This window comes from Curtobacterium sp. PvP017, from assembly GCF_054060195.1.
On sequence record NZ_JBSSCY010000006.1, the window covers coordinates 197,102 to 217,541 of the forward strand.

Here is a 20,440-nt window from a genome sequence, read left to right on the forward strand (position 1 = left end):
GCGCCTAGACGAACGCGGCCTGCCCGGTGATCGCCCGTCCGACGATGAGCGTGTTCACCTCGCGTGTGCCCTCGTACGAGTAGATCGCCTCGGCGTCCGCGAAGAACCGGGCGACACCCTTGTCGAGCACGATGCCGTTCCCGCCCTGGACCTCGCGGCACCAGCCGACGGTCTCGCGCATCTTCGCGGTCGCGAACGCCTTCGCCAGGGCGGAGTGCTCGTCTCCCCCGACACCGGCGTCCTGCATGGCCGAGGCCTGCGTGCAGAGCGCGATCGAGGCCGTGATGTTCGACAGCGACTTCACGAGCAGGTCCTGCACGAGTTGGTGCGACGCGATGGGCTTGCCGAACTGGATACGTTCGCGGGCGTAGGCGAGCGCTGCTTCGTACGCGCCGACCGCGATGCCGACGGCCTGCCAGGCCACCTCGGTGCGGGTCAGGCGCAGCACCTCGGCCGTCGACCGGAACGAGTCCGCACGCTGCAGTCGACGCGACTCGGGCACGCGGACGCCCTGCATGACGATGTCGGCGTTCTGCACCCCGCGCAGCGCGATCTTGTCCTCGATCTTGGTGGCGGTGAAACCGGGGGTGTCAGTGGTGACCAGGAATCCCTTCACCTGCTCGTCCGCGACGTCCTTCGCCCAGATGACGACGACGTCGGCGAAGGTGGCGTTGCCGATCCAGCGCTTCTCACCGTCGAGCACCCACGTGTCGCCGTCGCGCCGGGCGGTGGTGCGCAGGCCGCGGGCGGAGTCGCTGCCGGACAGCGGTTCGGTCAGACCGAACGCCCCGATGAGCTCGCCGGCCGCCATGCGCGGCAGCCACTCGCGCTGCTGCTCCTCGCTGCCGGCCACCGCGATCGAGTTCATCGCCAGGCCGGACTGGACGCCGATGAACGTCGCGACGCTCGCGTCGACCCGTCCGAGTTCGAGCGCCGCCCACCCGCGGTACACGGCCGAGTTCTCGAACTGGCGCACGAGCGGGATCCCCGGCCCGTACATACCCAGCTCGGCGAGCGGAGCAATCACCTGCATCGGGAACTCGGCGCGTGCCCAGTACCCGTCGGCGATGGGCGCGACCTCGTGTTCGAGGTACTCGCGGAGTCGCCCGATCGACGCGCGCTCCGGCTCGGTCAGCTGCTGTTGGAAGCCGTAGAAGTCCGATTCGAGGAGGCCCGTCGTGGGCGTCAGCGTTGACATGGAACCAACGATGCATCATTCTCGAAAACGTTGCAAGGGAGGGTCGCGTGTACACATCGGATTCTGCGCTGCGCGCCTTCCGGGAGGCCCGCCACACCTTCATCGACGGCGCACGGATCGACATGGGCGCCTTGGCTGCCGCACTCGGCGTGGACCGTACGTCGCTGTTCCGGTGGGTGGGCAACCGTGACCGGTTGCTGTCCGAGATCCTGTGGTCCCTCGCAGTCCCGACGCTCGACCGGGCGTCCCGCGCTGCCGACACGATCGGGTCGACCGGCGCAGCACGCATCGTCGACGTGCTCGACCGGTTCACCGTCGACCTCATCGACGCCACCTACTTCCGCGCGTTCCTCACCCGCGAGCCCGCGCGGGCGATGCGCCTGCTGACCACCTCGGAGAGCGACGTGCAGAGCCGGTTCGTCGACCGGATCACTGCACTCGTCGTCGAGGAACAGTCGTCCGGCGAGTTCGATCCGGCCCCGCTCTCCGCCGAAGAGCTCGCCCGGCTGCTCGTCCGGATCTCAGAGTCGTTCACCTACGCTGAGTTCATCTCCGGTGAGGCCCCCGACCCTGTCCGGGCACGCGCCGCGTTCGAGTACGTGCTGCGCCCCGCCGCCGATCACGCCACACCCGCACCTCCGATCGGAGACCGATGACCATCGACGAGTACCCGTTCCGCCGCCTCTACCCCACGCGGTGGAACGACAACGACATGTTCGGGCACGTCAACAACACGATCTACTACTCGGCGATGGACAACGCGTCGACGTACTGGTTCCGCGAGCAAGCGGGGCTCGACCCGTTCTCGTCGGAGTGGATCGCGGTGCTGGTGTCGTCGAGCTGCCGGTTCGTCGAGTCCGCCGTGTGGCCGGACGTCATCGAGGTCGGGATGCGCTCCAAGCACCTCGGCACCACGAGCCTGTCGTGGGAGTTCGGCCTGTTCCGCCAGTCCGACGGCGCGCTGCTCGCCACCGGCGAGTTCGTGCACGTGATCATCGACCGCGAAGGTGCCCGCCGGCCGATCCCCCTGCCGGAGTCGCTGCGCGAGCTCGTGACCGGCACGATGGTCGCCCAGCAGCCCGCCGTCGCCGACTGACCGCGCGCACGACGCCCGGTCAGGGGCGGTAGTCGTCGCGGCTCGGCCGGTTCAGCCGCGCGGCGAGGTCGTCGCCCGCGGGCTTCGCGCCGTTCAGGGTCCCGAGCACCTTCGCGATGGTCGACGACACGAAGCCGATCCCCCGGCCGATGGCGTGTACGAAGCGCATGACGTCCCCTCTCGTCACCCCATGCTAGCCCGCGGCCCGAGGACTGCTCAGGACTTGAGGGCTGCGAGCTCGAGGTTGATGTCGTCGGGGTCCTGCACGGAGAGGATCACCATGCCGGCGTCCCCGAGGTCGGTCACCTCGCCGTGCTCGACCCCCGCGGCGTCGAGACGTGCGGCCGCCTGGTGCAGCTCGTCGACCGACCCCACGACGAAGCTCACGTGGTCGAGCCCGACGGTGTCCGGGTCGAACGTCTGCCCCGCCGGAGCGACCGGGCGGAGACCGAAGACCTGGTCGCCGAGCCGGAACACGGAGCCGCCGTAGAAGCGCTCGCGGTCCTCGCGCACGCCGGGCTCGTCGACCTGGTCGCTGAAGTCGATCGCCGGGTCGGTGCCGAGCAGCTGCTGGTAGAACGCCTTGCTGCGGTGGATGTCGGTCACGGTGACGCGGACGTGGGCCAGGGCGGTCGGGCGTGCGAACGGTTCGGTCATGGTGGAGCTCCTTCGGGTTCGACCCGACGCAGGGCCGTCGGGTGCGCGCCGTGGTTGCGACGCACACCCGAGGCAACCCCAGCCACCTCGGTGCATCCCGACACCGTGCGGCGACCGGACAGCGGCGCTGGACCCGAACGCCAGCGCCGCGGTCCGGTCAGATCAGGTCGTCGGTCAGGTGGTTCGGCGTGCCGAAGCGGTGCGCCGTGATCGACACCGCCTGCTCGCGGACGAACGGCAGGATCTCGAGCCGCCCGGCCTCGGTCACGGGGCCGCCGTACACCGCGACGTCGGGACGCCCGCCGATCGCCGAGTACAGCGCCGAGGTGTCGCCGCCGATGAGCCGGACCCGGGTCGACGGGCCCGCCGCGATCGACGACGCGAAGGCCTCGTCGGAGGCCGACTGCGTCACGGACCGGACGATGGGCAGCGAGCGGAGCGCCGATGCGACGGACTCGGGCAGCGCGGCGGCCGTCGAGACGTCGATCGCCGTGCCGGCCCGGAGCGCAGCCGCGACGACGCGGACGAGGTCAGGAACAGCATCCTCGTCACCAGAAGCCAGGCGCACCTGCACCGACGGGAACGGCAGGTACCGCGCGATGTTCCGCTCGGCGCTCAGGGCCGAGACGTCGGTCGCGGTGCCGAACAGCGTCGACCAGGCCTGCTCGTCGGACGCCAGCGCACGGTCGAGCACCGGCGACGACACCTCGGCCGCCCGGACGAACGCCCGGATCGGGGCCGACGGAGCCGCCGAAGCGGTAGCAGCAGCGGGGGTCCACGACCCGAGCCCGAGCAGGTAGTTCAGCCCACCGGCCTTCGTGCCCGCGCCGACGGCCGACTTCTTCCACCCACCGAACGGCTGGCGGCGGACGATCGCACCGGTGATGCCGCGGTTGACGTAGAGGTTGCCCGCCTGGATCCGGCCGAGCCACGTGTCGATCTCGGCCGGGTCGAGCGAGTGCAGGCCCGAGGTCAGGCCGTAGTCGACCTCGTTGACGATGTCGATCGCTTCGTCGAGGGTGTCGGCGGTCATCATGCCGAGGATCGGACCGAAGTACTCGGTGCGGTGGAACTCCGAGCCGCGTCGGACGCCCTGACGGACACCCGGGCTCCAGAGCTTGCCGGTCTCGTCGAGCTGCTTCGGCTCGACGGCCCAGGACTCGCCCGCGCCGAGCGTCGTCAGGCCGTCGAGCAGCTTGCCCGACGCCGGCTCGATGACCGGGCCCATCTGCGTCGCGGCGTCGGTCGGGTAGCCGACGGTGAGTGAGGACACGGCGTCGAGGAGCTGGTTGCGGAAGCGCTTCGACTTCGCGACCGACCCGACCATCACCACGAGCGACGCGGCCGAGCACTTCTGGCCGGCGTGCCCGAAGGCCGAGGCGACGACGTCCTTCACCGCGAGGTCGAGGTCCGACGACGGGGTGACGATGACGGCGTTCTTGCCCGAGGTCTCGGCGAGCAGCGGCAGGTCCGGACGGAAGGAACGGAACAGCTCGGCGGTCTCGTACGCGCCGGTGAGGATCACCTGATCGACCATCGGCGAGGCGATGAGCTGCTCGCCGAGCTCGTTCTCGGACACCTGCAGGAACGCGAGCACGTCGGCCGGGGCGCCGTGTGCGTCGAGCGCGGTCTCGATGATCGAGGCGAGGACTGCGCCGGAGCGCTCGGCGGGCGGTGCCGGCTTGAGGACCACGGCGGACCCTGCGGCCAGCGCGGCCAGGGTCGAGCCCGCGGGGATCGCGACCGGGAAGTTCCACGGCGGCGCGACGAGGGTCAGGCTCGCCGGGGTGAACGTCGCGCCGTCGACCTCGTCCAACGAGCCAGCGAGCGTGCCGTAGAAGTGCGCGAAGTCGATCGCCTCGGACACCTCGGGGTCGGCCTGGTCGATGGTCTTGCCGGTCTCGGCGGCCATGACCTCGATGAGTGCGGCGCGGTTCGCCTCGAGCGCGTCGCCGACGGCGTGCAGCACGGCGCCACGAGCGCCACCGGACCAGGTGCCCCAGACGGCACCGGCGGCCTTGGCGCGGCCGAGCGCGGCGTCGAGCGCCGTGGCGGAGTCGACCCGGGCCTCCTGGACGGCGCGGACGCCGAGCGTCGACGACGCGACGCGTGCGGTGATGGCGTCGCCCCAGGCGCGGACGGCGCCGACCGAGGGGTCGCTGTCCGGGGTGTTCTCGAAGTGGCCCGGACCGGGGCGGCCGACGGCGGCGTACCGGTCGGCGACGCGGTGCGACGGCGGTGCGTCGAGTCCGCCGGGCTGCGCGAGCGGCTCGAGCGAGGCGCGGAAGCGGGCTTCCTCGCGGGCGAACAGCGGCGGCGAGGAGACCAGCGAGAAGACCGCGGACATGAAGTTGTCCTGCGACGCGCCCTCTTCCAGACGACGGATCAGGTAGGCGATCGCGACGTCGAACTCGCCCGGGTGGACGACCGGCGTGTAGAGCAGGAGCGAGCCGACCGTGTTCTTCACGGCCGACGCCTGCCCCTGCGCCATGCCGAGCAGCATCTCGAACTCGATGCCGTCCCGCACGCCCCGCTCACCGGCGAGCAGCCACGCGTGCGCGACGTCGAACAGGTTGTGCCCGGCGACGCCGACGCGGACGTTCGCGACGCGCGACGGCGTGAGCGCCCAGTCGAGCACGCGCTTGTAGTTGGTGTCGGAGTCCTGCTTGGTGTGCCAGGTGGCGAGCGGCCAGCCGTGCACCGAGGCCTCGACCTGCTCCATGGGCAGGTTCGCGCCCTTGACCAGTCGGACCTTGATGCCGGCACCACCGCGGGCACGGCGAGCGGCGGACCACTCCTGCAGCTGCTCCATCGCGGCGAGGGCGTCGGGCAGGTACGCCTGCAGCACGATGCCGGCCTCGAGGCCGAGGAACGCGGGCTCGTCGAGGAGCTTCGTGAAGACCGCGATCGTCAGGTCGAGGTCCTTGTACTCCTCCATGTCGAGGTTGATGAACTTCGACGGGGTCGCGGCGGCGGCACGCTCGAACAGCGGGCGGAGCTGCTCCACGATGTCGTCGACGGCGTGGTCGAACGCCCACGGCGAGTGCGGGTGCACGGTCGACGAGACCTTGATCGACACGTAGTCGACGTCGTCGCGGGCCAGGAGCTTGTGCGTGCCCTCGAGCCGTCGTGCGGCCTCGCGCTCGCCCAGCACGGCCTCACCGAGCAGGTTCACGTTGAGCCGGACGCCGTCCCGCTTGATCTTGGCGATCGCGGGGCCGAGCTTCGAGTCGGTCGCGTCGACGATGAGGTGGCCGACCATGCCGCGCAGCACCCGGCGGGCGATGGGCACGACGACGTTCGGCAGGACCGGTGCCATGCCGCCACCGAGGCGCACGAGTCCGCGCATCGCGGCGGGCAGGAACCCGGGGGCGCCGGGCGCGATCTGCCGGAGCTTGCGCGCGGCGACGGCGAGGTCTTCCGGGCGGACGACGCCGTCCACGAAGCCGACCGCGAAGTCCAGACCGGCGGGGTCGGCGAGCACCCCGGCGAGCTGCTTGGCAGAGCCGTCCACCGGGAACGACTCGGCCTCGGCCAGCCACTGTCGGACGAGTGCGACGGACTGGTCCGCCAGGGCGTCGTGGTCGGTGGCGGGGTGCTCCTGCAGGGTCGTCATGGGATCAGTGTGGAGGCCCGGGATACGGTAGCGGAAGCGACCGTTCCTGATGGGTACCGTTCAGTTGCACTACCGAATCCGCTGCGACCCCGCTACCGTCGGATCATGCTCGACGTCCGCCGCCTGGTCCTGCTCCGCGAGCTGTCGATCCGCGGCACCATCGCGGCCGTCGCCGAGGCCATGAACTTCACCCCGTCGGCGGTGTCGCAGCAACTCAGCGCCCTGGAACGCGAGGCCGGTGTCCAGCTCCTGCGCAAGGCCGGACGGCGGTTGCAGCTCACCCCGCAGGCCGAGGTGCTCGTCGCCGCCGCCGGCCACGTGCAGGACGTGCTCGAGCAGGCCCAGGCGCAGGTCGAGGACACCCTGCCGTCCGTCCAGGGGCGGGTGCGCGTCGCCGTGTTCCAGTCCGCCGCCCTGGCCCTGATGCCGAACGCCCTGCACGAGATGGCCACCGAGCACCCCGACGTCCGCGTCGAGATGGTGCAGCGCGAGCCCGAGACCGCGCTGAACGAGACGTGGGCGCGCGACTTCGACATGGTCATCGCCGAGCAGTACCCGGCGCACGCCGCACCGCACCTGTCCGGGCTCGACCGCTCCGACCTGACCACCGATGCGGTCCGGTTGGCGTTGCCGCCGCTGGACACGGCGCTGTTGCCGGTCTCGAGCCTCGAGGACGCCGAGGCCCTGCCGTGGGTGATGGAGCCGCGTGGGACGGCCTCGCGACACTTCGCCGAGCAGGTGTGCCGACGCTGGGGCTTCGAGCCGGACGTCCGCTACGAGACCGCCGACCTGCAGACCCAGATCCGCCTGGTCGAGTCCGGCAACGCCGTCAGCCTGATGCCCGACCTGATGTGGACCGGGCGCACGACGACCTGCCGCCTGCTCGAACTCCCCGAGCAGCCCCGTCGCACGATCTTCACGGTCGTGCGCGCGGCCGGGGCGTCCTCGCCCGCGGTCCGTGCACTGCGCGCAGCGCTCGAACGCGCCGCGGCGGCCGTCGGCGACTGACGGGGCCTGTCCCCGATCCGGCTGACCGCACCGAGACCGAACCGAGACCTGACGCGCCGTCAGGATCGCTGGATCGACGACATCTCCTTGGTGAGGGCACTTCTCGTTGCCCCGTCCGGTATCCGAGGGGGATCCCATGAGTCAGCCCTGCACGTCCACCACGCGTCGCGTCGCCGCGATCGGCGCCGCCGTCGCCATCGTCGCCGCCTCGTCGGCCCTCGGCATCGGCGCCACGACCGCCGTCGCCGCCGCCGAGGAACCGACCGCGACCAGCACCGTGACACCGGCGGCGACGAGCGCCGCGACACCCGCTGCGTCCGCCTCGCCCGAGACGCCCGTCCCGACCGACACCCCCGACGAGCAGCCGGGAGGCACGACTCCCGATCCGACGCCGGCTCCCGCCGACGAGTCGGAGACCCCACCGCCCGCCGAGCCAGCCGACGACGCCGCCACGCCGAAACCGACAGCGACCTCGACTTCGACTTCGACGGAAGCGGGAGCGGGAGCACCGGCGGACATCCCCGCCGCCGAGGACGGCAGCGACCTCGCGTTCACGGAGCCGTCGACCGAAGACGCCCCACTCGCCCTCACCGCGACCGTCGGCACCCCGTTCTCGCACACCTTCCAGACCACCGGCGGCAACGGCACCGTGGGCTACGCGATCCAGGACGCCCCGTCCTCGGCCGCCGGGCCGTCCGACTACAGCGTCAACGTCGAGACCGGCGTGCTGAGCGGCACCCCGACGGACGCCGGCACCTTCCGCTTCGAGGTCGTCGCCCTGAGCGGCTCGACCCAGATCACCGAACACGTCGAGCTCACCGTCTCCCCCGCCGCAGAGCCGGACGTCATCACGTTCGACGAGCAGTCGAAGCCCGAGTCCCCGATCCGCATCGAGACCACGGCCGGTGACACGGTCGACCGGACCTTCACCGCGACGGGATCGTCGAGCGAGCTGCACTACATCCTGCTCAGCGGTCCGACCGCCTTCCCGGTGCCGGGCAACGCGTACCCGACGGCTCCGGCGGGCCTGTCCGTGGACGAGGCGACGGGCCGACTCAGCGGTGCACCGACCCAGGCGGGCGAGTGGGACTTCCAGGTCATGGCGATGAACGGCGCCCGCGCGGCGACGCAGTACGTCCACCTGTCCATCCGTCCGGCCGCCACAGCCCACCTCGAGCTGCTCATCGGGGTCATCGGGACGGGCCAGGCCTGGCAGGCGGGCGAACACGGTCTGCGCGAGATCTTCGCCGAGAGCCCCGACGCGAACCCGGTCGACGCTGTCCCGGCAGCCCAGGGCGCGACGATGTCCGTCCGGGTCACGCCGCTCGACGCGTACGGCAACCCGACCGAGGACCACGAGGGAACGACGCCGACGGTGACGAGCAGCGTCTCGTCGGACGAGGTCTCGTTCCCTTCCGACCCCTGGAACGCTCGCGTCGGGTTCCCGCACGCGTCGCCGCACACGATCACGGTCGCTCTCGACGGGGTGTCCACCTCGTTCGACGTGGACGTGCAGCCGGCGGCAGCGACCATCGGCACCACGACCCCGACAGTCGGCTCCGGGACCGGCACCCTCGCCTACACGGGCGCGGAGACGTCCGGCCCGCTCGCCTGGGCGCTCGGCCTGCTGGCCGCCGGCGGCGGCCTGCTCGTCCACCGGCTGCGTCGCCGACGCGCCTGACGCGGTGCAGCGCACCGGATGACGGACGGGAGGCCCGTGGCGGATCCGCCACGGGCCTCCCGTCCGACGCGGGTTCCCGCACGGACCCCCAACCATGGTCACATTCCGGTCACCGACCCCTGACCGGCCACGCAGCCGCACTACGATCCGAGCAGGCCGAAACTCTCGGCAGATTCTTACGATCCGGCCACCCAGCCGGACCTGAACATGGGGGGAACCCGTGCACCGCAGCACCTCCGCCGTCCGTCGCGCATGCGCCGTCGGCACCACCGTCGCACTCGTCGGTCTGACCACCGGTCTCGGCATCATGTCCGCGACCGCCGCCAGCGCCGTCGAGCCGGTCGACTCGACGCAGCCCGTCGTCTCCGAGGAGACCCCGGCACCCGTCGACGCGACGGAGACGCCCGCACCGACCGACGACCCGTCGGCCCCCGCAGACGAGACCCCGGCCCCTGCCCCCGCCGAGGAGACCCCGGCCCCGACCCCGAGCGACGACGCGACCGCCCCGGCCGACGAGCCGGCCGCTCCGGAGACGACGGCTCCGGCCGCCGAGACCCCGGCGCCGACCGCGAAGCCGACCCCGGACGTGACCACCAAGGCCGCCGACGCCACCGTCACCATCGACGGCGCGGCGAAGGTCGGCACGCTCCTGAGCGCCGTCGTCACCGGCTTCGACGAGGACTCCTCGTACAAGTACGTGTGGGCTGACCAGGACCGCAACGTCCTGTCGAAGACCGCGACCTACCGCATCGACCCCACCGACGTGCGCAAGACGATCACCGTCACCGTGACCGGCACGCTGCCCGGTGCCACGGACACCACCTCGGTGACCTCCGACGCGACGGCGCCCGTCAGCCAGACCCCCGCTTTCCTCGGCGAGGACGGCAAGCCGACGAAGGCCGGCGCCGACGTCGACCACCCGCTCGAGCTGAGCACCACCGCCGGTGACGCGTTCTCGTACACGTTCCGTGCGCAGGGCTTCCCGGAGCCGACGTACAAGCTCGCGTACTTCTTCGACGAGGATGCCGAGTTCAACGACTCCCCCGCCGACCAGCTGCCCGACGGCCTGACCTTCGACGCGTCGACCGGTGAGCTCAGCGGTGTCACGACCTGGAGCTCCGACTGGACCTTCGCCGTCACCGCGACCAGCGGCACCGAGACCGTCACGCAGTACGTGGACCTGACCGTCGAGGCAGCAGCACCGCTGGGCGTGGTGGTCTTCACGACGGACCGTGCCGGCGCGTTCGACTTCGACGACGACGACACGAGCACCCGGACCACCTGGGTCATCGACCCGGAGGGCAAGGTCTACACGATCACCATGAAGGGTGACGGCGAAGGTGGGTCCGTCGGGACCGAGGTCGACGGTGGTCGACCGACCATCAAGCAGGGCGGCACCCTGGTCGTCTCCGGCAACCTGGTCGACCGGTACGGCAACGAGATCCTCGACGAGAACGACGAGTCGATCGTCCCGACCGTCACGTCCGACGTCGCCAGCGACGTCATCGCTCCGGACCCCGACCTGGACTTCTTCGGTCTCGTGAACGTCACGTTCCCGCACGCGTCGATCCACAACCTGACCGTCGCCGCCGGCGAGTTCAGCACCTCGTTCGCGGTGGACGTCCAGCCGACCGCCGTCCCGGCCGTGCCCGGCGTCTCCACCCCGGTCGCACCGGTCCCCGCGGCCGCACCGGTCACCCCGACGAACCGTGGCGGCCAGCTGGCCTACACGGGTTCGGACGCCACCGGTGCCCTGCCCTGGGCCCTCGGCCTGCTCGTCGCCGGTGCCGGCCTGATCGGCGCCCGCACCCTGCGCCGTCGCCGCGCACAGCGCTGACGTACAACGAGCGCTGACGGCCCCCGTCGTCTCCCGTCCGTCACGTGCCCGCGTGACGGACGGGAGGCCCACCTCGGCCCCGCCTGACCCCGCACCGGGGCGGCGGGGCCGTTTCCGTGCCACCGTCGGTAGCGTGGGCACCATGCCCACGCTGCTGCACATCGACTCCTCGGCCGACCTCGCTCACTCCCGTTCGCGCGCGCTGACCGCCGCGTTCGCCGACGCCTGGCGCGCCCGCGGACCGGAGTACACGGTGGTCCGCCGCGACCTGCACGTCGACCAGCTCCCGCACCTCGAGACCTCGGCGCTGCACTGGGCGGCAGCGGACCGCACCGCGGACGAGACCGTCGCCCCCGAGGCCGAGGCGCTCCGCCAGGAGGTCATCGACGAACTCCTCGCCGCCGACGTCGTGGTGGTCGGTTCGCCGCTGTACAACTACACGGTGCCGTCGACGCTCAAGGCGTGGATCGACCGCATCCACGTCCCCGGCGTCCTGGCCGGCGACGTGCAGCCCCTGGCCGGCCGTCAGGTCGTGACCGTGGTCAGCCGCGGCGCGACGTACGACGCCGGCACCCCGACCGAGGACTGGGACCACGGCTCGCCGGTCCTGCACCTGATCCTCGGCACGGCGCTCGGCATGAAGCTCTACCCGATCACGGTCAGTGCGACCCTGGCCGACCGGCTGCCCGACCTCGCCCCGCTCGCCGAGCATGCGTCCGCCGAGCTCGCCGACGCAAAGACGACGATCGAGCGCTTGGCCACCACGCTCGGCTGAGCGATCAGGCGGGACGGATCTCGTCGGAACGTCCGAGCAGCTCCGCGTGGAACGCCGTCTGCGTCAGCGCACTCGCGAGCAGGAAACCGGTCATCGACTCGATCCCGCCGCTGAACGGCACCCGCGCGGCGACCTCGAACAGCGTGGGCCGATCGAGCACGTCGAGCGCCTCAGCGACGTGCCGTGACCGTTCCTCGCGGTGCCGCGTCAGCGTCCGTGCGCGGGCGACGACGTCGGTGAACCGGTACTCGTGGCCCGGGCAGACCTCGAGCCCGGCGTACACGTCGAGTCGGCCGAGCGACGCCAGGTAGTCGCCGAGCGGGTTCGTGGCGGTCCGACCGCCGAGGCCGATCCCGGAATTGATCCGCGGCAGCACGTGGTCGCCGGTGAACAACAGTCCGTCGGCCTCGTCGACGAAGCACACGTGCCCGGCGGTGTGCCCGGGCGTCCAGAGCGTCCGGATGGTGCGACCGGGGATCGGCAGCACGTCGCCGTCCGCCAGCAGCAGGTCGGCGTACGGCGCCTCGCTCCGCCCGAGCCCGATCCGTCGCCCGCTCCCCCAGGCCGCGACGACGCCGTCGTGCAGCTCGGGCGGCAGGCCCCACGTGGCGATGTCGGCGTCGTTCTGCACGGCGTCGGCGCGCTCGCGGTCCAGCGCCTCGACCTCGAGCCCGTGCATCGCGACCCGCGCACCGGTCGCTCGGCGGATCGCGGCGGCGGCACCGAGGTGGTCGGCGTGCAGGTGCGTGACGGCCACCAGGGACACGTCGTCGAGCGACCGGTCGATCGCCGACAGTGCGGCGCGGACCTCGTCGACCCCGCCGTCGGCCGACCACCCGGGGTCGATCAGCGCGAGCGAGCCGTCCACCCCTTCGACCGCGTAGACCAGGGTCGCGTCGGGCACACCGAACCGGAACGGCACCGCGAAGGTCCAGATCCCCGGCCGCACCTGTTCGACGGGCGGCAGGACGCCGTCGCGGAGCGCGGCGGCCTGCACGGGGCTGATCGGTTCCGGAGCCGGCGCTGCCGACGGGGGCACGGTCGTCACCCGCACCACACTACTGACGCGCGCCGAGCCGCCCAGGGCGAGCGGTGCCTCCCGGCCGCACTTCGTGAGCAGAAATGGTCGAGTCGTCGCGCCGGACCCGACCATTCCTGCTCACGAAGCGCACACCCCGCCCACGCAAGCCCAACCCGCGCCCGAGTAGACACGACGCATGGAGATCGCACCGATGCTGGCCAAGGCCGTCGCCGACGTCCCGGACCCCGACAGCGTGACCGGCGGCCTGCGGTACGAACCGAAGTGGGACGGCTTCCGCGGCATCGTGACGATCGACGGCGACGACGTCGAGATCGGCAGCCGCGGGGCGAAACCGCTCACCCGCTACTTCCCCGAACTCGTCGAGGCGTTCCGCGCCCAGTTCGGCGGCCGCGACCATCCCGTCGTGCTCGACGGCGAGGTGATCCTGCGCTCCGGCGAGCCCGGAGCCGAACGTCTCGACTGGGAGGCGCTGTCGCAACGCATCCACCCGGCGGCGTCACGGATCGCGAAGCTCAGCGCCGAGACGCCGGCCCAGTTCGTGGCGTTCGACCTGCTCGCGGCGGACGGCAACGAACTGGTCGACCTGCCGTTCGACGAGCGACGCGAACGCCTGGAGCAGCTCGCGAGCGGCATGTCCGACCCGCTGTTCGTCACGCGCACCACGCTCGACGTCGAACAGGCCCGCGAGTGGCTCACCACCTTCGAGGGCGCCGGACTCGACGGCGTCGTCGCCAAACGCCGGGCCAAGCCGTACGAGCCGGGCAAGCGGACGATGCTCAAGATCAAGCACCACCGGACGGCGGACGTCGTCGCGATCGGGTACCGCGTGCACAAGAGCGGTTCGGGGGTCGGGTCGCTGCTCGTCGGGTTGTACGGCGACGACGGCGAGCTCCGCCAGGTCGGCGGCGTCTCCGCCTTCTCCGACAAGCGCCGGCTCGCCCTGGTCGACGAGCTCGAGCCCGTCGTGCTCCGCGATGCGGACGGGAGGCCCGTCACCGGCGACGGGGAACGGTCGCGTTTCTCGTCGGGTCGCGACACGTCGTTCGTCCGGCTGGCGCCGGAGGTCGTGCTCGAGGTCCGGTACGACCAGATGGAGGGCGACCGGTTCCGGCACACGGTGCAGTTCGAACGGTGGCGCCCGGACCGCGACGCGGAGTCGTGCGGCTTCGACCAGCTCGAGGTGCCCTCGGCCTACGACCTGCGGGATGTCCTGTCCTGACGCATCGTTGTCCGTTTTTCGACGTGTTCGCGGCACCAGCAGGAAAGTAGTTAGGCAAACTAGCGACGCACTGCCAGCATGGTGATCAGCAGCACGAGGCGCCCATCCCGGGAGCCCCAGGATCGAAAGCGGATCGACATGAGCACCAGCACGCTTGTCCGCCACTCGCAGCGGAACCCCTTCACCGAGGTGCGCGAGGCACGCCGCCAGCGCACCCTCCAGCTCAGTGCGGTCATCAGCGCCATCGCCGGCGTGACCGCCACGGCGCTGGCCCTGGTCACGATCGGTCTGGGCTCGTGATCGTCGACGGCATCAGCGACGCGCACCGCGGCACCTGGTCGCGGCTGACCCGCCTGCACACGGCGAGCGTCGGGCTGCCCCTGCAGACGTCACGTGTCGACGACCCGGATCGTTCGACGGACACGCTGCCCGCCGTCTGACGGTTCGCGCTGGCCCCGGTCAGGGCTTCTTCGCTCGCGACGGCTGCACGCGCGGCGGTTCCCCGGGCATCTTCGGGAAGTCCGGCGGGAAGGGCAGCTCGCCTTCGCCGTTCTCCAGGTCGCGCTCCCACCACTCCAGCAGTGTGGCGATGCTCGCGTGCTCGTCGTGCATCGCCTGCCACGGATCACCGATCGTCGCCAGACGTTCCGGGACCGTTCGGATCGTGAACGTCGTCGGGTCGGCTGTCGGCAGTTCGTCCCAAGTGATCGGCGTCGACACCGAAGCGTGCGCCAGTGCCCGCGGACTGTAGGCACCGGCCATCGTGCGGTCGCGGTTCGCCTGGTTGAAGTCGACGAAGACCCGCTGGCCCCGCTCCTCCTTCCACCACGCCGTCGTGACCCGGTCGGGCATGCGCCGTTCGAGTTCGCGGGCGGCGGCGATCACGGCGTGCCGGACGTCGAGGAACTCGTGCTCGGGTGCGATCGGGGCGAACACGTGCAGACCGCGGTTGCCGCTCGTCTTGATCCACGCCGACAGGCCCGCTTCCGCCAGGACCTTCCGGAGCTCCTGCGCCACCGGCACCGTGTCCGAGAAGTCCGTGCCGGGCTGCGGGTCGAGGTCGATGCGGAGCTGGTCCGGGTGGTCGCTGTCCTCGGCGCGCGACGCCCAGGGGTGGAAGACCACGGTGTTCATCTGCGCGGCCCAAACCGCCACGGCCGGCTCGTCGACCACGAGCTGCGGGTGCTTCCGGCCGCTCGGGTACGTCACCGTGACCGATCGCACGTACTCCGGGGCGCCCTTCGGCGGGTTCTTCGAGAAGAACTGCTCGCCGTCGACGCCGCCGGGGAACCGCTGCAGCGAGATGGGCCGGTCGCCGTTGGCCCGGACGAAGGCGTCGCCCACGGTCACCAGGTACTCGGCGAGGTCGAGCTTCGTGATCCCGGCCTCCGGCCAGAGCACGCGCGATGGACTGCTGATCCGGACCTCGCGCTCCCCGTCGGGCCCGGGTACCCGCACCGTCGTCGCTTCGCTCGCCATGCAGCGGAAGGTACTCGGTGCACGATGGACGAGTGAGCGCGTACCTCGGAGTGGACCTGGCGTGGGGGCTCGGCACCGCGAGCCGCGCCCCGAACGAGACCGGACTGGTCGCGATGGAGTCCGACGGCACGATCACCGATGCCGGATGGGCCCGCGGGGTCGACGACGTGACCGACTGGATCGCGGCGCACCTCGGGCCGCGGTCGCTCATCGCGGTCGACGCCTCACTCGTGGTGACGAACCCGACGGGCATCCGCGAAGCGGAACGGCAGGTGGGGCAGCGGTACGGCCGGTGGAAGGTCGCGGCGAACCCGACGAACCAGGCTTCCGCGGCGAGCGCCGGCGCCCAGCTGCTCGACCGGCTCACCGAACTCGGCGTCGAGTACGTGTCCGACACCGCATCGATGCACGACAGGACCGGGCCGGCGGTGTTCGAGTGCTACCCCTACACGACGCTCGTCGGGGTGGAGGAGCTCGGGTACGACGTCGAGCGTCCCCGCTACAAGCGACTCGACCTCCGGATCCCCGCCGCCGAGGCACGTGCCCGTCGCGCCGAGGCGTTCGACGAGCTGGTCCGGCGTCTGCGAGTGACGCCGCTCGACCCGGCGCTGCTGCTCGACTCGCACCCGCTGACAGCGCGGCTCGCCGACCCGTCGGTGCTGCACGGTCCGACGCACAAGCACCGCGAGGACCTGCTCGACGGTGCCCTCTGCGCCTGGACGGCGGCGTTCTGGGAGCGACACGGCGACCAGCGCGTGCAGATCCTGGGAGGCGAGCCGAGCCTCCCCACCGATCCTGTGGACGAGGCGGGCCGCCGGCCCGTCGTGGTGGCGCCCGCGCGCCCGTCGCAGCGGAGACCGCGCGGCTAGGGTTGACCGGTGAGCACGACGAGCGAACCCCTGCACATCGGGCTGGTGTCGCTGCACACCTCCCCCGGAGACGAACCCGGGTCGGGTGAGGTCGGCGGCATGAACGTCGTCGTCCGACACCAGGCCGAGGCGTTGGCCGACCGTGGCCACCACGTCGACATCATCACGCGGCGATCGGCGCCGACGCAGCCGGACTCGGTGTCGCTCGTACCGGGTGTGTGCCTGCGGTTCCTGTCGGCGGGTCCGGCGGAGCCCGTGCCGAAGGGCGAGCACGACGCGTTCATCGGGCCGTTCCGGCGCGAGCTCGAGCAGCTCGGGCCGTTCGACGTCCTGCACTCGCACCACTGGTTCTCCGGTGCCGCTGCGCTGCCGGTCGCCCGTGAGCGCGGCATCCCGCACGTGCAGTCCTTCCACTCGATCGCGGCCGACCCCGAGACACCGCTGTCCGAGGGCGAGCGGCCCGAGTCGGCCGGGCGCATCGCGGGCGAGCAGCTGCTGGCCCGTGAGTCGGACGCGGTCGTCGTGGTGTCCGAAGCGGAGGCCTCGACGGTCCGGACGCGGCTCGGCGGTGCCGACGCGCGCATCTGGATCGTGCCGCCCGGGGTCGACGGGTCCGTCTTCCGCCCCGCCGCCGTCGGTGCGCGCCGAGCCGCCACCCCCTACGTCGTCGCAGCGGCTCGCGTCCAGCCGTTGAAGGGGCTCGACCTGGCCATCGAGGCGATCGCGGGCATCAGCCAGGAGGCCCGCCCCACGTTGGTCATCGCGGGCGATGCCTCGAGTGAGGCGGGTGACTACGTGGACGAACTGCGTCGGCTCGCCGCCGCGCGTGGCATCGCCGACCGCGTCACCTTCATCGGGCCGCAGTCGCGTGCCGACCTGGCGTTCCTGTTCCGTGGCGCGGCAGCCGTGCTCGTGCCGTCGCACTCCGAGACGTACGGTCTCGTGGCGCTGGAGGGCTCGGCGTCCGGCGTGCCGGTCGTGGCCGCTGCTGCCGGGGGTCTGCGCGAGGCCGTGGTCGACGGGGAGACGGGCGTCGTGCTCGAGTCCCGTGAGCCGTCGGTGTGGGCTGCCGAGATCGAGCGGATCCTGACGGACTCCGGGTACGCGGCGGGGCTGGCCTCGGCGGGCCGCGAGCACGCGGAGCGTCTGAGCTGGGAGCGGTCGGCTTCGGGCCTCGAGGACGTGTACCGCCGGGTGCTCGGCAGCGGGTCGCGGGTCGGATCGTGAGGTGACGGCGTTCGACGCGTTCTGGGCGGCGCTCGACGCCGTGCCGGTCGAGCCCGACGCCGAAGCGCTGTACGACCTCGGTTCGGCCGAGGGACGACTGCGCCGGTCGAACCTGCAGCGGTACCTGGAGCGCTTCGGGCCGGCGGCGGACACCCTGCTCGTGGCCGAGGCGCCCGGGTGGCGCGGCATGACGAACACCGGCATCCCGTTCACGAGCATGCGCGAGCTCGGACCCGGGTACTCCGCACCTCCTGAGCCGACGGCACCGTGGGAGGCTTCGTCGCGCGTCGTGCACGCCGCGCTGGAGGGCTGGCGCGGTGCGCTCCCGGTCGCGTGGGCGATCTTCCCGCACCACCCGTTCGTGGCACCGGACCGGCTGACGAACCGGACGCCGCGGCCCGCCGAGGTCCGCTCGGGAGCACCCGTCGCCCTCGCGCTGCTGGAGGCCCTCGGCGGCGTCGACCGGGTCCGGGTGGTCGCCGTGGGTCGGAAGGCCCAGGGTGCGCTCGCGCTGGCCGGCATCGAGGCGATCGCCGTCCGGCACCCGGCGCAGGGCGGCGCGACGCAGTTCACCGAGCAGCTACGGGCGCTGAACCGGTAGCCCGTGCCGGTTCCTCCGCTCAGGCCGAGCGGACCTCGACGCCCTTCGCGGCCAGGGCCTCGGCGACGTGGGCGGGCAGCGGTGCCGCGGCGTACACGGTGCGGAGTGCCGGCAGGTCGAGGACGTCGTCCCAGTTCTGCGGGTCGAAGCGGTCGTCGGAGCCCTCCCACCCGGGGTGCACGTCCTGGAGCACCTCGAGGTCGGTGTCGACGGTGAGCTCCGTGACGAGCGACAGGTGCGACGGCAGGAGTTCCAGGTCGTCGTAGTACTCGCGGGCGCGGTCGTCCTGGCCGTCCACGTCGAGGTCCTCGTCCGTCTCGTCGGCGGTCTCCGGGTCGTACGGGTCGAGGACGTCGAGGTCGTAGCAGAGGACGTCGAGCACGAGCAGCTTCGCGTTGAAGTCGGCGAACTCGACGGGCTCTTCGGTGGTGTTCGACTCGTGGTCCATGGCCCGGAGAGTATCCGTCGCCGTGCGACCGTGTTGCGATCGCGAGAAACCTTCCTGTGGGACTAGACAGCAAGGCGTCCCGCGCGCAAGGGTGACGCATGGCCACCACCAAGACGGACCGACCACAGCAGGAGCAGCCCGAGCTCCGCAGGGTCATCGGTCCCAAGCTCCTGCTGCTGTTCATCGTCGGCGACATCCTGGGGACGGGTGTCTACGCGCTCACCGGTCAGGTCGCGGCAGAGGTCGGAGGAGCAGCGTGGCTCCCCTTCCTCATCGCCTTCGCGGTCGCCCTGCTGACGGCGTTCTCGTACCTGGAACTCGTGACGAAGTACCCGCAGACCGCGGGCGCTGCGCTCTACGTGCACAAGGCGTTCGGCGTCCACTTCATCACCTTCATCGTGACCTTCATCGTGATGTGCTCCGGCATCACCTCGGCGTCGACGGCGTCGCGTGCGTTCGCCGCCAACCTCGGCGTCGGGTTCGGGCTCGAGTTGCCGAACGTCGTCGTGATGCTCATCGCCATGGGCTTCATGCTCGCGGTGATGGCGATCAACTTCCGCGGCGTCAGCGAGAGCGTGAAGACGAACGTCGTTCTCACCCTGGTCGAGCTGTCCGGTCTCGTCATGGTGATCCTCATCGGCTTCTGGGCCATCGCGGGCGGCAACGCGGACTTCTCGCGCGTGGTGATGTTCGAGACCCCCGAGGACAAGACCCTGCTCATGTCGATCTCCACGGCGACGTCGCTGGCGTTCTTCGCGATGGTCGGCTTCGAGGACTCGGTGAACATGGCGGAGGAGACGAAGGACCCCTCACGGATCTTCCCGAAGGTCATGCTCACCGGCCTCGGCATCACGGCCGTGATCTACACGCTCGTGTCCATCTGCGCCGTCGCCGTCGTCCCGATCGGTGAGCTCGCCGGCAACGAGACTCCGCTCGTCACCGTCGTGCAGACCGCGGCGCCGGACTTCCCGATCGCCGACCTGCTGCCGTTCATCTCGATGTTCGCCGTGGCCAACACCGCCCTGATCAACATGATGATGGCGTCGCGACTGCTGTACGGCATGAGCAAGCAGGGCGTGCTGCCGGGCTTCCTGGCCCGCATCTCCCCCGCCCGGCGCACCCCGTCGAACGCGATCGTCTTCACCACCGCGATCTCCCTGCTGCTCATCGGCTGGGTCTCGCTCGACCCGGACTCCCCGATCGTGGTCGTCCTCGGTGGCACGACCTCGCTCCTGTTGCTCACCGTGTTCGCCGTCGTGAACCTGACGGTGCTCGTGCTCCGCCGCGACAAGGTCGACCACAGGCACTTCCGTGCCGGCGTCATCATCCCCGTCATCGGCATCATCACCTGCCTGTGGCTCGTCCTGCCGTTCTCGTCCGGACGTGACCCCCAGCAGTACCAGATCGCCGGCGCACTGCTGGCCCTCGGCGTGGTGCTGTGGGCGGTGACGTGGTTCACGCACGGCCGCAAGCAGCCGGAGAAGGCACCGACCGGCCTGGTCACCGAACCGACGAAGGTGCAGCACCCGCCGCACGACCACCGCGACGTCTGATGGACGCGACCGCCGTCATCTGGACGATCGTCATCGCGGCCATCGCGCTCGTCTCGCTCTCCGCCGGCGGATGGGGTCGGAGCAGGTCACGCCGACGCCGCCGCTGACGTCGGGCCGAAGCTGACGTCGGGCCG

Annotated in this window: 20 protein-coding genes; 13 read left to right on the forward strand and 7 right to left on the reverse strand. The window is 71.4% G+C overall.

What is annotated here, in order from left to right:
• Window positions 1–4 precede the first annotated feature (4 nt).
• A complete protein-coding gene (locus tag ACVKXF_RS13365; protein WP_456795984.1) occupies window positions 5–1,198 on the reverse strand; it encodes an acyl-CoA dehydrogenase family protein in 1,194 nt (397 codons plus the stop codon).
• A 47-nt stretch (window positions 1,199–1,245) separates the two neighbouring features.
• On the opposite strand from ACVKXF_RS13365, the gene ACVKXF_RS13370 reads away from it, so the two are divergent.
• The gene (locus ACVKXF_RS13370; RefSeq protein WP_456795985.1) at window positions 1,246–1,854 is read left to right on the forward strand and encodes a QsdR family transcriptional regulator; all 609 of its coding nucleotides are present in this window, start codon (window positions 1,246–1,248) and stop codon (window positions 1,852–1,854) included.
• Complete coding sequence (locus ACVKXF_RS13375) at window positions 1,851–2,294, forward strand: acyl-CoA thioesterase (RefSeq protein WP_396290908.1); 444 nt, start codon at window positions 1,851–1,853, stop codon at window positions 2,292–2,294. Before ACVKXF_RS13370 ends, ACVKXF_RS13375 begins: the two co-directional genes overlap by 4 nt.
• A gap of 19 nt (window positions 2,295–2,313) precedes the next feature.
• On the opposite strand, the gene ACVKXF_RS13380 is transcribed toward ACVKXF_RS13375, so the two are convergent.
• The 3 genes from ACVKXF_RS13380 to ACVKXF_RS13390 all read right to left on the reverse strand — a co-directional run bounded on the left by ACVKXF_RS13380 (window position 2,314) and on the right by ACVKXF_RS13390 (window position 6,567).
• Entirely contained in the window at window positions 2,314–2,463 is a 150-nt protein-coding gene (locus ACVKXF_RS13380; RefSeq protein ID WP_185021375.1) for a hypothetical protein, read from the reverse strand.
• A gap of 47 nt (window positions 2,464–2,510) precedes the next feature.
• Window positions 2,511–2,951, reverse strand: coding sequence for a VOC family protein (locus ACVKXF_RS13385; RefSeq protein ID WP_123292422.1), 441 nt, complete (start codon window positions 2,949–2,951; stop codon window positions 2,511–2,513).
• A 157-nt stretch (window positions 2,952–3,108) separates the two neighbouring features.
• Complete coding sequence (locus tag ACVKXF_RS13390) at window positions 3,109–6,567, reverse strand: bifunctional proline dehydrogenase/L-glutamate gamma-semialdehyde dehydrogenase (protein WP_456795986.1); 3,459 nt, start codon at window positions 6,565–6,567, stop codon at window positions 3,109–3,111.
• Window positions 6,568–6,672: 105 nt separating this feature from the next.
• Here ACVKXF_RS13390 and ACVKXF_RS13395 point away from each other — a divergent pair, with 105 nt between their 5' ends.
• The 4 genes from ACVKXF_RS13395 to ACVKXF_RS13410 all read left to right on the forward strand — a co-directional run bounded on the left by ACVKXF_RS13395 (window position 6,673) and on the right by ACVKXF_RS13410 (window position 11,868).
• Entirely contained in the window at window positions 6,673–7,575 is a 903-nt protein-coding gene (locus ACVKXF_RS13395; protein WP_111086860.1) for a LysR substrate-binding domain-containing protein, read from the forward strand.
• A gap of 136 nt (window positions 7,576–7,711) precedes the next feature.
• On the forward strand, window positions 7,712–9,256 hold the full coding sequence (locus ACVKXF_RS13400) for a putative Ig domain-containing protein (RefSeq protein WP_456795987.1): 1,545 nt from the start codon (window positions 7,712–7,714) through the stop codon (window positions 9,254–9,256).
• Window positions 9,257–9,476: 220 nt separating this feature from the next.
• On the forward strand, window positions 9,477–11,093 hold the full coding sequence (locus ACVKXF_RS13405; RefSeq protein WP_456795988.1) for a putative Ig domain-containing protein: 1,617 nt from the start codon (window positions 9,477–9,479) through the stop codon (window positions 11,091–11,093).
• Window positions 11,094–11,235: 142 nt separating this feature from the next.
• A complete protein-coding gene (locus tag ACVKXF_RS13410) occupies window positions 11,236–11,868 on the forward strand; it encodes an FMN-dependent NADH-azoreductase (protein ID WP_456795989.1) in 633 nt (210 codons plus the stop codon).
• Between the two features lie 4 nt (window positions 11,869–11,872).
• Here the strand turns inward: ACVKXF_RS13410 and ACVKXF_RS13415 are convergent, their stop codons facing one another.
• Window positions 11,873–12,916 (reverse strand): MBL fold metallo-hydrolase, encoded by a 1,044-nt coding sequence (locus tag ACVKXF_RS13415; RefSeq protein WP_456795990.1) that lies wholly within the window; start codon window positions 12,914–12,916, stop codon window positions 11,873–11,875.
• A 169-nt stretch (window positions 12,917–13,085) separates the two neighbouring features.
• Between ACVKXF_RS13415 and ACVKXF_RS13420 the strand changes: the two genes are divergently transcribed.
• From ACVKXF_RS13420 to ACVKXF_RS13430, 3 genes are all read left to right on the forward strand, one after another.
• On the forward strand, window positions 13,086–14,129 hold the full coding sequence (locus tag ACVKXF_RS13420) for an ATP-dependent DNA ligase (protein WP_456795991.1): 1,044 nt from the start codon (window positions 13,086–13,088) through the stop codon (window positions 14,127–14,129).
• 138 nt (window positions 14,130–14,267) lie between these two features.
• The gene (locus tag ACVKXF_RS13425; protein WP_159573681.1) at window positions 14,268–14,429 is read left to right on the forward strand and encodes a hypothetical protein; all 162 of its coding nucleotides are present in this window, start codon (window positions 14,268–14,270) and stop codon (window positions 14,427–14,429) included.
• Window positions 14,426–14,569: a hypothetical protein gene (locus tag ACVKXF_RS13430; RefSeq protein WP_185021377.1), complete on the forward strand. Its 144-nt coding sequence runs from the start codon at window positions 14,426–14,428 to the stop codon at window positions 14,567–14,569. The genes ACVKXF_RS13425 and ACVKXF_RS13430 overlap by 4 nt, the downstream gene beginning before the upstream one ends.
• A gap of 19 nt (window positions 14,570–14,588) precedes the next feature.
• On the opposite strand, the gene ligD is transcribed toward ACVKXF_RS13430, so the two are convergent.
• A complete protein-coding gene (gene ligD / locus ACVKXF_RS13435) occupies window positions 14,589–15,608 on the reverse strand; it encodes a non-homologous end-joining DNA ligase (RefSeq protein ID WP_456795992.1) in 1,020 nt (339 codons plus the stop codon).
• Between the two features lie 32 nt (window positions 15,609–15,640).
• Here ligD and ACVKXF_RS13440 point away from each other — a divergent pair, with 32 nt between their 5' ends.
• From ACVKXF_RS13440 to ACVKXF_RS13450, 3 genes are read left to right on the forward strand one after another with little or no spacing between them, the layout of a single operon-like run.
• On the forward strand, window positions 15,641–16,477 hold the full coding sequence (locus tag ACVKXF_RS13440; protein ID WP_456795993.1) for a DUF429 domain-containing protein: 837 nt from the start codon (window positions 15,641–15,643) through the stop codon (window positions 16,475–16,477).
• A 9-nt stretch (window positions 16,478–16,486) separates the two neighbouring features.
• Window positions 16,487–17,704, forward strand: a complete 1,218-nt coding sequence (locus tag ACVKXF_RS13445; RefSeq protein WP_456795994.1) for a glycosyltransferase — start codon at window positions 16,487–16,489, stop codon at window positions 17,702–17,704.
• Window position 17,705: 1 nt separating this feature from the next.
• A complete protein-coding gene (locus tag ACVKXF_RS13450) occupies window positions 17,706–18,305 on the forward strand; it encodes a uracil-DNA glycosylase (protein WP_456795995.1) in 600 nt (199 codons plus the stop codon).
• A 19-nt stretch (window positions 18,306–18,324) separates the two neighbouring features.
• Here the strand turns inward: ACVKXF_RS13450 and ACVKXF_RS13455 are convergent, their stop codons facing one another.
• Entirely contained in the window at window positions 18,325–18,753 is a 429-nt protein-coding gene (locus ACVKXF_RS13455; protein WP_396290890.1) for a DUF6892 domain-containing protein, read from the reverse strand.
• 98 nt (window positions 18,754–18,851) lie between these two features.
• Between ACVKXF_RS13455 and ACVKXF_RS13460 the strand changes: the two genes are divergently transcribed.
• Window positions 18,852–20,306, forward strand: a complete 1,455-nt coding sequence (locus ACVKXF_RS13460) for an APC family permease (RefSeq protein ID WP_456795996.1) — start codon at window positions 18,852–18,854, stop codon at window positions 20,304–20,306.
• Window positions 20,307–20,440 lie beyond the last annotated feature (134 nt).

What these genes read in the sequence shown, in the direction of transcription:
- ACVKXF_RS13365 (WP_456795984.1), bottom strand. Translation starts at nt 1,198, where the DNA reads ATGTCAACGCTGACGCCCACGACGGGCCTCCTCGAATCGGACTTCTAC.
- ACVKXF_RS13375 (WP_396290908.1), top strand. Translation starts at nt 1,851, where the DNA reads ATGACCATCGACGAGTACCCGTTCCGCCGCCTCTACCCCACGCGGTGG.
- ACVKXF_RS13380 (WP_185021375.1), bottom strand. Translation starts at nt 2,463, where the DNA reads ATGCGCTTCGTACACGCCATCGGCCGGGGGATCGGCTTCGTGTCGTCG.
- ACVKXF_RS13385 (WP_123292422.1), bottom strand. Translation starts at nt 2,951, where the DNA reads ATGACCGAACCGTTCGCACGCCCGACCGCCCTGGCCCACGTCCGCGTC.
- ACVKXF_RS13390 (WP_456795986.1), bottom strand. Translation starts at nt 6,567, where the DNA reads ATGACGACCCTGCAGGAGCACCCCGCCACCGACCACGACGCCCTGGCG.
- ACVKXF_RS13395 (WP_111086860.1), top strand. Translation starts at nt 6,673, where the DNA reads ATGCTCGACGTCCGCCGCCTGGTCCTGCTCCGCGAGCTGTCGATCCGC.
- ACVKXF_RS13400 (WP_456795987.1), top strand. Translation starts at nt 7,712, where the DNA reads ATGAGTCAGCCCTGCACGTCCACCACGCGTCGCGTCGCCGCGATCGGC.
- ACVKXF_RS13410 (WP_456795989.1), top strand. Translation starts at nt 11,236, where the DNA reads ATGCCCACGCTGCTGCACATCGACTCCTCGGCCGACCTCGCTCACTCC.
- ACVKXF_RS13420 (WP_456795991.1), top strand. Translation starts at nt 13,086, where the DNA reads ATGGAGATCGCACCGATGCTGGCCAAGGCCGTCGCCGACGTCCCGGAC.
- ACVKXF_RS13425 (WP_159573681.1), top strand. Translation starts at nt 14,268, where the DNA reads ATGAGCACCAGCACGCTTGTCCGCCACTCGCAGCGGAACCCCTTCACC.
- ligD (WP_456795992.1), bottom strand. Translation starts at nt 15,608, where the DNA reads ATGGCGAGCGAAGCGACGACGGTGCGGGTACCCGGGCCCGACGGGGAG.
- ACVKXF_RS13455 (WP_396290890.1), bottom strand. Translation starts at nt 18,753, where the DNA reads ATGGACCACGAGTCGAACACCACCGAAGAGCCCGTCGAGTTCGCCGAC.
- ACVKXF_RS13460 (WP_456795996.1), top strand. Translation starts at nt 18,852, where the DNA reads ATGGCCACCACCAAGACGGACCGACCACAGCAGGAGCAGCCCGAGCTC.